This is a genomic window from Aeribacillus sp. FSL K6-2848, from assembly GCF_038004325.1.
Classification (GTDB): Bacteria; Bacillota; Bacilli; order Bacillales; family Aeribacillaceae; genus Aeribacillus; species Aeribacillus composti.
The window spans coordinates 1,771,872-1,783,840 of the sequence record NZ_JBBOQQ010000001.1 but is presented as its reverse complement, the minus strand read 5'-3'; the positions used below and the strand labels follow the sequence as shown (position 1 = coordinate 1,783,840).

At 39.1% G+C, this 11,969-nt stretch carries 10 protein-coding genes; all 10 read right to left on the bottom strand.

Features of this window, described 5'->3' with window-relative positions; translation table 11 throughout:
* Positions 1 to 12 precede the first annotated feature (12 nt).
* The 10 genes from NSS70_RS08705 to NSS70_RS08660 all read right to left on the bottom strand — a co-directional run bounded on the left by NSS70_RS08705 (position 13) and on the right by NSS70_RS08660 (position 11,268).
* Positions 13 to 807 (bottom strand): ABC transporter ATP-binding protein, encoded by a 795-nt coding sequence (locus tag NSS70_RS08705; RefSeq protein WP_340881314.1) that lies wholly within the window; start codon positions 805 to 807, stop codon positions 13 to 15.
* A gap of 12 nt (positions 808 to 819) precedes the next feature.
* Complete coding sequence (gene nikC / locus NSS70_RS08700) at positions 820 to 1,632, bottom strand: nickel transporter permease (protein ID WP_340882493.1); 813 nt, start codon at positions 1,630 to 1,632, stop codon at positions 820 to 822.
* A gap of 2 nt (positions 1,633 to 1,634) precedes the next feature.
* Positions 1,635 to 2,576 (bottom strand): nickel ABC transporter permease, encoded by a 942-nt coding sequence (gene nikB / locus NSS70_RS08695; protein WP_066248451.1) that lies wholly within the window; start codon positions 2,574 to 2,576, stop codon positions 1,635 to 1,637.
* Positions 2,577 to 4,100, bottom strand: a complete 1,524-nt coding sequence (nikA, locus tag NSS70_RS08690) for a nickel ABC transporter substrate-binding protein (RefSeq protein WP_340881312.1) — start codon at positions 4,098 to 4,100, stop codon at positions 2,577 to 2,579.
* Between the two features lie 343 nt (positions 4,101 to 4,443).
* Positions 4,444 to 5,310, bottom strand: a complete 867-nt coding sequence (locus NSS70_RS08685) for an alpha/beta hydrolase (RefSeq protein ID WP_066248444.1) — start codon at positions 5,308 to 5,310, stop codon at positions 4,444 to 4,446.
* Positions 5,311 to 5,672: 362 nt separating this feature from the next.
* The gene (locus NSS70_RS08680; protein ID WP_063388261.1) at positions 5,673 to 6,698 is read right to left on the bottom strand and encodes a FecCD family ABC transporter permease; all 1,026 of its coding nucleotides are present in this window, start codon (positions 6,696 to 6,698) and stop codon (positions 5,673 to 5,675) included.
* Positions 6,691 to 7,698 (bottom strand): FecCD family ABC transporter permease, encoded by a 1,008-nt coding sequence (locus tag NSS70_RS08675; RefSeq protein ID WP_340786802.1) that lies wholly within the window; start codon positions 7,696 to 7,698, stop codon positions 6,691 to 6,693. Before NSS70_RS08675 ends, NSS70_RS08680 begins: the two co-directional genes overlap by 8 nt.
* A 20-nt stretch (positions 7,699 to 7,718) precedes the next feature.
* A complete protein-coding gene (locus tag NSS70_RS08670) occupies positions 7,719 to 8,711 on the bottom strand; it encodes an ABC transporter substrate-binding protein (RefSeq protein ID WP_082829472.1) in 993 nt (330 codons plus the stop codon).
* A 63-nt stretch (positions 8,712 to 8,774) separates the two neighbouring features.
* Positions 8,775 to 10,457: an AraC family transcriptional regulator gene (locus NSS70_RS08665; RefSeq protein WP_340881310.1), complete on the bottom strand. Its 1,683-nt coding sequence runs from the start codon at positions 10,455 to 10,457 to the stop codon at positions 8,775 to 8,777.
* Between the two features lie 610 nt (positions 10,458 to 11,067).
* Positions 11,068 to 11,268 carry a hypothetical protein gene (locus NSS70_RS08660; protein ID WP_340881309.1) on the bottom strand — a complete coding sequence of 67 codons (201 nt, stop codon included), beginning with the start codon at positions 11,266 to 11,268 and terminating at the stop codon, positions 11,068 to 11,070.
* Positions 11,269 to 11,969 lie beyond the last annotated feature (701 nt).

The window sequence follows — 11,969 nt, the reverse complement described above, 5'->3', positions numbered from 1 at the left end:
ACCGCTCGGCCTTCACGTGATCACTTCATGCATTTTATTCGGCAAGGTTGGAGCGGCACTCAATAATTGCTTGGTATAAGGATGACGAGGATGGTAAATAACATTTGTTTTCGTCCCTGTTTCGACAATCTCCCCTTTCTTCATTACTGCAACAGTATCGGAATATTTCCTAGCAAGCCTCAAATCATGTGTAATAAATAATATTGCACAATTGATTTTCTCTTTGATATTCGCGATGACCTCTAACACATGTGCTGCTGTCATACTGTCAAGCGCAGTGGTAGGCTCATCAGCAATAAGCAATTTCGGATTCAGCATAATGGCCATAGCAATGGATGCACGCTGCAGCTGTCCGCCACTTAATTGAAAAGGGTAACTATTGTAGACGCGTTTTGCAGGGAGTTGTACGTCTTCCAATGCTTGAAAAGCGATTTCTTTTCTTTCGTTTTTAGTTAAAGAACAATGAGTTTGGATCATTTCATCCATTTGCTTACCGATTTTTATAAAAGGAGTAAACGAGCTTTGATAGTCTTGGAAGACATAAGATATTTCTTTTCCCCGTAAATTCTGAAATTCTTTTTTCGATAAATGAGTCATATCCTTGTTGTCAAACTGAATATGCCCGGCGGCTATCCACATTTCTTTCGGCAGAAGCCCTCCAATCGCAGAAGCTGTGATGCTTTTGCCGCTGCCGCTTTCGCCAATTAATGTAAACCATTCTCCTTTTCTGGCAGTTATATTCACATTTTCAACAATCGGCTTATTTCGAAAATTAATTTGCATTTGATCAATAGTTAATAATGACATACCATCTCCCCTTTATCCTTTTACATCAAAACGGTCTCGCAATACATCACCAGCTAAATTAGAAACTAGAACAGTAAACATAATGGCAATTCCAGGAATAAACATTAAATATGGCGAGGTGTGAAAATATGGTGTACTTTCGTTCAACATCGCCCCCCATTCAGGAGTTGGCGGCTGCGCTCCTAAGCCGATGTAAGATAAGGAAGCGATCAACAAAATAATTTTTCCAAGATCCAACGTCGCTAAAACGAACACATTTCCCACGACATGGGGCAGCAAATGCTTACGAATAATTTGAAATGTGCTTAAACCATTGACAACCGCCATTAAAATGTAATCTTTTTCTTTCTCAGATAACACCGTGCTGCGGACAAGCCGCACATAGCTTCCCCATTTCGCTACAACGATTGCAAAAATTAAATTTAACATACCGGGGCCTAAAATACCGCTCAGTACAATTGCGACAATAAAATCAGGGAAAGCTAGAAAAGCGTCTATGATTCTCATCAAATAACGATCGAAACGGCCTCCGACAAATCCTGAAAACATGCCTAACGGAACGCCGATCAACAAAACAATGCCCAATACGAGAATACTCGTTCCGACCGTTACTTGCCCTCCCGCTAGTATGCGAGAAAATAAGTCTCGCCCCAAATAATCCGTTCCGAAAAAATGCTCCGCACTTGGTTTCAGCAGACGTTCATTCATATTGATTTGCAACGGATCATATGGAGCAAGCAGCGGAGCTGTCAAGATGACAAGAAAAAAGGCAAATAGTATAAAAAGAAGCGTTCGTGAGTGCGTCCAATACATTTTTCTAAACATTTTCAACGTCTCTCTACTCCTTTTAAACGTATCTCAGGGTTTAAATAACGGCAGCAAATATCAACGAATATATTAATCAAGACAATCAAAATCGTAATAAACAATACATACCCTTGAATGACCGGGTAATCCCGGCGAATAATCGCATCTACCACCATTTTTCCAATTCCCGGGTATGCAAACAGTACTTCAATGACAACTGTGCCGCTTATTAAACTCCCAAGACTCATACCAAAAATCGTTATGACTGGAATTAAAGAACGGCGGAAAACGTGGAATAAAAATATCCGTTTTTCACTAATCCCTCTTGCCCTTGCCGCTTTCACATAGTCCTCATTCAAGCTTTCTAGTAAACTGGAACGCAGCAATCTGACATAAACAGCTGACATCGCGATTCCTAACGTAAGGGATGGCAGGATGACGTGTTGAATCGTTCCCTTTCCCATGCTTGGCAATATCCCTAATTGAACGGCAAATAATTCAATGAAAAGGAGCCCCAGCCAAAAGCTGGGGATGGATGAACCGACTAGTGCAAACAAACGGCATATATGGTCCACCCATTTATTTTTATAGAGTGCAGATAAAGTGCCTAAAGGAATAGAAATCAGAATCATTACGATTAAAGAAGTGCATGTGAGCGTAATGGTCGCAGGAAACCTTGATAACAACTCAGAAACTACCGGCTGCTTTGTTATATAGGAATGGCCTAAATCAAACTCGAAAAATCGTTTCAACCAATACCAATATTGAACGTATATAGGTTCATGTAACTTCAGTTCTTCTCTTAGCGCTTCAATTTGTTCTTTCGTAACGGACACTTCATCTACTTGAAGCATCTGTTTGACAGGATCGCCAGGTGCTAGTTTTATAAATATAAAACTAATGAAAGACAGCAGAAGTAAAAATATGATGAACTCTATGAATCGTTTCGCTACTTGAATCATTTACCCTTCCACATCCAAATCTTTTGTTAACATATAATACTCGCTTTTACTAGTCACCCAATTTTTTACTCCGCCACGATAGGCAACAATAATATTTGGATGTAAGATAAAGGAATGGAGAGTCTTCTGATCAATGATTTTTAATGCTTTCTTCGCCAAATTGTTCCGTTCGTTCACGTCTACCGTTTGGTTCAATTGTTGAATGCTAGCTGTTAATTCTGGATGGTTAATACTCGCGTAGTTCAGCGCTCCGTTCGGCATGTATGTCGCATTCAAAAAGTATGCCGCATCTCCGCGCGGAGCCGTCACACTGCTGTATGTAGCAAAATCCCAATCATCATTGGCCGCTAAATACTCATCAATATTTTCCACTTGCTGAATCGACATCTCTATGCCAAGTTCCTTCGCCTTTGATTGGAGAATTTGTACAATTAAAGGAAGTTCAGGACGCGATGCGTATGTCAGTACTTTAAGCCGAACGGCCTTTCTGTCTTTCGTAACTTTTCCGTCTTCTACTTGAAAGCCTGCGTTACTAAAATACTGTTTCGCCGCCTCTATTCCGCTTTCCTTTTCTTCATAGGATGGCGCAAACGGAGAGCCAGCCAAAAAAGGACCTTTCGCTTCAACGGCATGTCCATTTAAAATATGTTCAACAATTTCCTTCCGATCTATTAAAGCATCCATCGCCTTCCGCACATTTTCATCTTTCATATAGGAGCTCTTCATATTATAAAACAGCTGATGTGTACGCAAACTTGGAACTGATTCTATTTTTACATTTTCTTCTTTTAATTTTTCAAGATTTTCTACCGGCGGTCTAAAAATAATGTCCGCATCTCCTGATTGAAGCGCCATTTTCCGTGCATTGGCATCCTCGTTGAAAGCAAATGTTGCTTTTTCAAGCTTTGCTTTGCCATCCCAATACTTTTCAAATCGTTCGACCTTCAGCTCTACCCCAGGCTCAAAAGAAGAAATTTTAAATGGCCCCGTACCGATTGGCCTTTTATCAATATCTTTTTCATCAACATCGACGATCGCTGTATTTGGATGTACGAGCTCTGAAGGAAATTGCGGGAATACTTCTTCCGTTTGAATCGTTAACAATTGACCATCGGCTTTCATTTTGCTGATTTTTAATGCCGCTTGAACAGATGGACTATCGTTGATTGCTCTTTCTAACGAGGCCTTCACCGCTTGAGCATCAACTTTTTTCCCATTATGGAATGTAACACCTTCTCTAATTTTAAACGTCCAGTTTTTCCCATCTTTACTTTTCCATTCTTCTGCAAGCCAAGGTTCAATTTTTTGCTGTTCACTAATTTTGACAAGCGTCTCTCCTACTCCCGCACGAACTATCGTATAGTTCGTGTCTAAATGCGGATCGAGCGTGTTGGTTGGAAAGTTAAAAAGCAATGTTAATTCTTTGCTGCTCTTCTCCTTTTCTTTTGAGGAAGACTGTGAGCATCCGACAAGCAAAAAAATTGTTGTTAAAAGTATTAATATGCTTTTAAAATATCGAAACATTTTCTCACCTTCCTAAATCGTAATGATTACTACTTTTATTTTCCTATCATACATATATTCGCTATTTTTGTAAATATTATTTCGAACAAAAATAATTCAAGATCACATATTTTTGAAATATCCATTTATTTCTCGACATTCCTACCCCAAAAATTGATGAGTTTCTTCCAAAAAATCCATTTTGAATCACATATAAGGCAAAATTAAAAGGCATGAGTCCGGTTTAATACCGAATTCATGCCCAAACAGTTGCCTAAATTTCCGTGTCTAACTTTTTGGGTTCAGTTCAATTTTTTGAAAAAAGTTCGCTCTCCTTATTAAGCATGATAGGAGCCTTGACAGATTATGTGCCCTGCTTTTCGCTTAGTGCAAACCTCACAGCACGGTTAATCAACGCCGGCAGCACGGACACATGGCCTTCATCCTCAAATTCTTTAAATTCCACGTGAAAATTGTTTTGATCGAGTCGTAATAGTCGTTCTGCAAGCTCTTTAGCATTCGCATTCATGCCGCTTTTATGGAATTTTTCCAATTCTCCTACAGTGATTAATAATCGTATATGATGCTTATCATTTTCTAAACTAGAGATAAATTTTTGCTCTGCATCAAGTAGAAGCGATTTATTCCAATGAATGGACGGGCTGCCTGCGATATACGTATTGAAGGCGTACGGCTTTGTAAACAATGTTTGTAATACGAAGAGGCCGCCGAGTGAATGACCAAAAATCGCTTGTCTGTCTTTATCAATTTTGAACCTGCTTTCGATCAGCGGTTTAAGCTCCCCATCAATAAATTGCAAAAACTGTTCCGCTCCGCCATATTCTGGTCTGTCTGTCCCCTCTCGTCTCGAATACAATTCCGAAGCTGGCGGAGTCAGTGTAAAATCATAGTAGCGTTCAGGAGAAAACGGTTTTTCGATATGGTAACCGATGCCGACTACTAGTGCTGGAACGATTCCTGTCCTTTCGGGCCGCCTTGATTGGATACGGACTGCCTCAAACATCGTTCCGAATATAGCATTAGCATCCAAGAAATAAATAACTGGAAAGCCTGAAGGAGGAGGAGGCACATCAGGTATACCAAGCAAAATTTTGTATTGCCGATTTTCTTTTGAACGTATTAAAAATTGTTCAGTACTCGGAATGCTAACTTCTCGGCCAGCAGTATCTTTGTCCATCACATCAGCTTGTTTATCTTTTTTCCTATGCATGGTTAAACGCCTCCATATCATTGATTGATATAATCGGGGCAAAAATTACAACCCTCCAACTGAACATTTCAATCTCTTTTCCAAAGCCGACAAACATATGTATTCGCAACTGGTACTCTATTCTCTGACGGGCAAACGGGCCCTTCCTTCATTAAAACAACCTGATGGGTAGCCGATTTTTTTGAATGGATCGCCTTCTATGGTTCATAAGACTTTACCTGTATTTAAGACATCGCTTAGTAATGCCAAAATGGTGCCGAACGATGATTCTCATCTATATGAAAATAATTAGGTAAGATGATGCGGGATGACCTTTGAACTTATGAATCATTTACACAATTCCACGTTTCATTAGAAAACTCTCATTTTTTACTATCTTTAAATAATAAATAAATGAAATAAGGAACACCGATGATGGAAATGACAATCCCGACAGGCAATTCAGCTGGAGAAAAAACAGTTCTGGCAATATAATCGGAGACAATGACCATAAGCATGCCGACCGTTCCGCTGACGGGAATTAGCCAAAAATGATGGATTCCGACCAAACGCTTGGCGATGTGCGGTGCTATCAAACCGACAAATACAATGTTTCCTGCCACAGAGACACAAGCGCTCACAATTCCGATACTGCATAAAAGGAACACATTTTTTTCTTTTTCCGTACGAATTCCCAGTCCTATTGCTCTATCTTCTCCTAATTGAAGCAAGTCGAGTATATACGATTTTTTTATAATAATAGGAACTAATATGACGAGCCAAGGCAAAATAGAGACAATGTATTTCCAATTAGCATTCCATATACTTCCATTCAACCAAACTGTCGCCATTTCAAAATCCTGAGGGTTCATTTTCAAGGATAAAAACATAGACAAGGCCCCAAACCCAAATCCTATTGCAATTCCAACCAAAATCGCACGTTCGGAATCTAGTTTTCCATTTCGCCATGAGAATAAATAAATCAATAGTGCTGAAGCCAGTCCGCCTATCCAACCAAACAGCGGCATTGCCAAAGTTGACAGCCATCCGCTTCCCGTTATTTGTCCTTCAAAAAAGAGCATAAAAATAACGATAGCGGCTCCTGCCCCTGAATTGATTCCTAAAACGCCAGGGTCTGCAAGTCCATTTCTGCTGATCCCCTGTAAGGTTGCACCCGCCACTGCGAAACCAAATCCAATCAATGAAGCTATTAAAATACGGGGCAAGCGAAATTCAAATATGACCAAATCATGCTCAGAATTGGGATCAACCCGCAGCAAAGTCTTTACTATATCGATAACTTTAATATCAAATTCACCGTTTGTTAAGCTGACATATATTGCAGCAAAAATAAAGACTATACTGATCAGCATCACTGTCCAAAATCGTCTCGCCATTTGTTTATGCATATGTTCCTCCTCCTCTCTTGTAAATTAAATAGAGGAAGAAAGGAACTCCGATTAGGGAAGTGACAACTCCAATAGGAGTCTCAAACGGGTAATTCAAAAATCTGCTTAAAATATCGGACAGTGCTAAAAAAATACCTCCAAGTACTCCGGCGCAAGGAATAACCCACCTATAATCGATTCCAATTAAAAATCGGGTTATGTGCGGAATGATTAAACCAACAAATCCAATATTTCCTGCCAGGGTAACAGAAATACCAGTCAAAATGACGGTGCTGGCCATTGTTAACGCTTTGACCAACACCGTTTTCTGTCCTAAACTTACAGAAACTTCTTCACCTAAAGAAAGAATTGTGAGCGATTTGGAAATATAAAGAGCCATTATGATCCCGACAATTGCAAAAGGAATCGCAAGTTTTATTAGAAAGGGATCCATCTGATGCAGCCGGGCATTATACCAAAAACTGATGTTTTGCGATACTTGAAAATACGTTGACAAGGCAGCGGAAATACTGCTGAGAAACGTTCCAATAATAGTTCCGATGATCGCCATTCGAACGGGTGACATTCCGTTTGGCATAAGCGACGCCACGCCGAAGACGAAGCCAACAGCAATGGCTGAACCGAGTAGTGAAAATATTATCATGCTCAAAGATGATGCATCCGGCATGAAAATCATGCAAAGTGTAATAGCGAAAACCGATCCGTCAGAAACTCCCAAAATCGAAGGGGAGGCAAGATAGTTCCTCGTCATTCCCTGCATGATCGATCCAGATATGGCCAAGAAAATTCCGATTAAAAGTGCTCCAATCGCTCTTGGCAAACGGGAATGTATTACAATTTGGTGATTTACATTTTCCGGATCAAAATGAAAGAACGCCTCCCAAACCGTTTCGAAATTTATATCTTTCGCTCCATAAAGTATAGATAATAGAACTATGAGCACAAACGCAATAGGCGAAGAACATAAAATGAGAATGGATATAGGAATCTTTAAGCGCATATTATGATTCCCGCCCTGCATCATTCATTTGCCAATTTTTCAGTCGCTGCTTTTAAGAATTGAATTTTACTCCATGCTGTACCGCCTTGTGCCAACGGATCCACAACGTTTACGAATACTTTGTCGTTTTTAACTGCATTAATGCTTTTCCAGATCGGATTCTTTTGCAATTCCTCTAGTGCTTTTGGATTCTCTTGGTTCTCATCCTCTGAAAATTGGACAAAGAGATAATCTGGATTCATTTCGCTAAATTTTTCTAACGAAATCACTTCCTGCGCTTTGGCATTTTGAATTTCTTCCGGTACGGTAAATCCTAAATCTTCGTATAACGAAGGGTTGAAAAATATATCTTTCGAATAGATCATAATATTACCGCTTCTAATACGAACGATAGCTACTTTTTTATCTTTGAACTTCTCGCCTATTTGTGCTTTCGCCTTTTCGAGGTCATCTTGATATTCCTTTAAAACTTTTTCTGCTAGATCCTGTTTTCCCGTAAGTTCAGCCAATAATCGCAGGTTATCTTCCCAATTTGTTGATATATGAGAAACCGGGATCGTGACAGCAATTTTCTCTAATTTTTCAATAACGTCTGGTTTAAACTTTGTCGTTGCGAAAATGACATCCGGTTTCAGCTTCAGGATCGATTCAATGTTTGGCTGTGCCTTCTCTCCAATCGAAACGGTTGAAGCTGTAATATCCTTGAACATTTCCGGGAACTTTCCCCCAACCGTGATGCCTCCAGCAGGCTCAACGCCCAATACGAGCGCATCCTCCATCGTTTCCATACTGCCGGTGATTACAATTTTTTCTACGTTTTTAGGAACTGTATATTCTTTGCCGAGGTAATTGATCGTTCTCGTTTCACTTGACTCAGCTTCCTTCTTCTGCTCCGTTTTACTGCTTGAATCTCCCCCTGTGCTGCTGGTTTGTTCCTTATTACCACCGCAAGCCGCCAATAAAAGTATAATTAGCGTGATAAGTCCATAGTAAAGCAGTTTTCTTTTCATAATATAGAATGTCCTCCTATCATCCAATTGATAATAATTATCATTTTTAATTATAAAAAGTCTTTCTTATATATGACCATGGACAGTATCCAGAATTCTTTTTGGACGATTTCCAGAAAAAAGACTTACCATTTCGTCAATTATTCGTTCGTGCGCGCTGGCAGAATACTCCAGCCATGGATCTGAGGAAATGAAATAAACGCGATTATTACGAACTGCGCTCAATTCTTGCCATGGCAACGAATATCGCAAAGTTTTCCAATAAGCTAACGTTTCTTCTTCTTGGCGAATTAGCAAGAGAAGCCGATCAGGATCTAATTCAATTAACTGATCTATTGTCATTCGTTCATCGCAGGCTAATTGATTGCAATCATACGCAAATGCCAGCTGCAAATCGTGAAATAAAATATCAGTAATACTCCGATTGCAATGAACATACAAATTCTGTTTGGAAATTCGTAAAATGAGGAAAGTATCGTCCTTCACTTTATTTTTCACCCATTCTCGTGCATGCTTTACTTTTCTGTCATAGTTTTTAAGCCAGTCCTCAGCTTCTTGCGTTTCACCTAAAAATTCAGCTGTCAGCAGCAGCTGTTCCCGCCAATTTTTCTCCTGCCACGGAATATAATAAATTGGAGCAACCCGAGATAATTTTTCTTTCTCCATTTCATCTAGATCATCCGTACTTATGACTACTTCAGGTTTTGCTTGAAGCAGCTTTTCGATGTTGGACTCCCATTTTTGCCCATTCCGATAAGCATTGAGATGGACAGAAATATCTGTACGATACTCCTTATAATAATAAGCGGTCCATTTCGGATGAAGCGGCGCAGCATACGGGATGATTTTAAGAGCCAGCAATTGACCGGTAATGGGAGAGCGATAAGCAGCTATTTTACGGCGTCGTCTTTTCATATAATGTGTTGGTGTAACTCCAACCTGCTTCTTGAATTTGCGGCTAAAATAAAATTCATCGTTGTAGCCGATTTGATGGGCAATATCTTTTAGCTTGGCATTAGACTGTGCCATAAGCTGTTTTGCTTTATTGATCCGCAGCTCTGTCAAATAGTCGATAGCACTAATTCCGTACGTTTTTTTAAATAAATCGACAAAATATTTCGGACTGATTTTTGCGATTGCTGCCAATTGCTCGATGGACAAATTTTCATAATAATAATGGTCCATATAGTCCTTTGCCAGTTCAAGCGCTGCACACGATCCGTTATGTAAAAAAGATCGGCTTTTCAAAATAATATAGAGCAATTTTTGGAAAGTAAACTGACTGCGGAAGCGTTCCAGCTCGTCATCATTATCCCAATATTGAAAGATCGATTTGCACAATGAAGTGAGTTGATCAAAAGGGAACACTTGAATTTCACCTTGCAGAGAAAATAAACGTCCATCTTTCTCATTTACCATGCATTCATACCTTTGATCAGTTGATCGGAACACCTCAAACTTCAACAGGTAGATTTCTGTTTCATCGAGAGCCTGTATTTCACCTCCATAAGTCTCTCCAGGTATACACGCATACACATGATTTTGTTGAATCCGATACTCGGTTGTGCCCAGCGTCAATTGTCCATGTCCGTTCACCACAATGATAAGAACATGTGAGAAGGTTAGCTGCTGCTCAATTTGCAAATTTCCATTCCGTTTTAATAACTCAATATGTCGAAGTCTAAAAGACAAGTCATCTAAAGATAAATTATTCGAAGCCTCTTTCACAACAAAACTATGTCCACTCATCAGCTTCCACCTTCCTAATTAGTTGTATCTTTATGTCAACTAGCATGTTCATTTCTTTTCAAATATTGAAGGAACAGCAAGGAAAATATTTTAACACAAAGATTATAAATGATAATGATTATCATTATTGTTTATAATCATACCAAATTCTTCTCTTTTTTAAAAGTTAAATGACGAGACAATTCTTTAGTCTTAATGTTTATCACTTTGGACTCAAGAATTCGATTTAGAAAACGCTAAATACAAATTTGTTTCATATCGAAAAGCGCGAAAAAAAAGAATCAACGCGTTGTGGCGTTGATTCACAGATTAGGTTCTTTTGCCAATTTGTTACTGATTGGTCCTTGCAATCATTACGGTTTTCATCACTCATATTTTCGCAATCATTCGCTCCACTTTAACATTTCTTACCCGAAGGATTTGTTAATGTATTATGAAAGAATACACACCAATTTAAATGATGTGTTTCCCTGACAATGCCAAAGCTTCGTTAAGATTAAACCAGCTGCTTTACAGCGCTGAATGTGAAATTCTGCGCGTTTTCCATCACAACTGCCCCAAGACCCTATTGATACTTGTACGGGAAGCAGCCAGTAGAAAAAAGAGTCGTTCAAAGTTTTTTTAGCTCTGAAAGGATTTTTTCTAACTCTGCTTCGTCTAACTTCGGAGCTTCTACACACATTTTTTGGGCTTCCATGTATTCATTAAACTCTTTTACTATGTCTTCCGGCGCTCCAGGCTTTAGGTGCCAGTTACCCGGTTCATCAACGAAGAAAGGACTTTTTGCAAATTTAGGTTCTTTACACGTCATTTCATGCGCTCCTTTGGTATTCGTCTAGCGCTCTTTCATAGCTTCACTTATTAGTAGACTAGCATATTTTCTTAGATACAGGGGCTTAATTCCTCATAGTTAAGATAAAAACTGATTCTTCACTTTACGAGATGGTTGTATGGACTGCTTTTGTTTCAATTCCTTATAGTTAAGATAAGAACACAGAAGCGCGAGAAGCAATTGAAACGCTAGAAGAAGGTTTCAATTCCTTATAGTTAAGATAAGAACGAGATAATTTTGAAACTCCTGATGTAGATTTCGAATGTTTCAATTCCTTGTTAAGATAAGAACCCCATATTTTCGAAGGTATGACCCTCTCAAATACGGTGTTTCAATTCCTTATAGTTAAGATAAGAACATTCCCACGACCCCCAAAAATAGAACTTATGTTCTAGTTTCAATTCCTTATAGTTAAGATAAGAACCCCAAAAAACGTTGTTAAATAAGCATTTCATTTTTAATGATTGACTGGTTATTTTTATTTTAACGAAAAGGGGAATTTTTATCAAATCTTTGATTTGCTTGGGCTCAATGGAGATTTAAAAGAGTCGTCGATCCCCGGGGATTTTTGCACGATTGGGGGTCGACGACTCTTTTTTATTTCCGTTTAAAACAGATTTCAAAGTTTGCCTGCCGACAATGAAATCCATGTTGTATCAACCATTTTACATGACCCATCT

Bases quoted from the DNA above. Each gene is read 5' to 3' on its own strand.
- NSS70_RS08705 (WP_340881314.1), bottom strand. From the start codon at position 807: ATGTCATTATTAACTATTGATCAAATGCAAATTAATTTTCGAAATAAG.
- nikC (WP_340882493.1), bottom strand. From the start codon at position 1,632: ATGTTTAGAAAAATGTATTGGACGCACTCACGAACGCTTCTTTTTATA.
- nikB (WP_066248451.1), bottom strand. From the start codon at position 2,576: ATGATTCAAGTAGCGAAACGATTCATAGAGTTCATCATATTTTTACTT.
- nikA (WP_340881312.1), bottom strand. From the start codon at position 4,100: ATGTTTCGATATTTTAAAAGCATATTAATACTTTTAACAACAATTTTT.
- NSS70_RS08685 (WP_066248444.1), bottom strand. From the start codon at position 5,310: ATGCATAGGAAAAAAGATAAACAAGCTGATGTGATGGACAAAGATACT.
- NSS70_RS08680 (WP_063388261.1), bottom strand. From the start codon at position 6,698: ATGCATAAACAAATGGCGAGACGATTTTGGACAGTGATGCTGATCAGT.
- NSS70_RS08675 (WP_340786802.1), bottom strand. From the start codon at position 7,698: ATGCGCTTAAAGATTCCTATATCCATTCTCATTTTATGTTCTTCGCCT.
- NSS70_RS08665 (WP_340881310.1), bottom strand. From the start codon at position 10,457: ATGAGTGGACATAGTTTTGTTGTGAAAGAGGCTTCGAATAATTTATCT.
- NSS70_RS08660 (WP_340881309.1), bottom strand. From the start codon at position 11,268: ATGACGTGTAAAGAACCTAAATTTGCAAAAAGTCCTTTCTTCGTTGAT.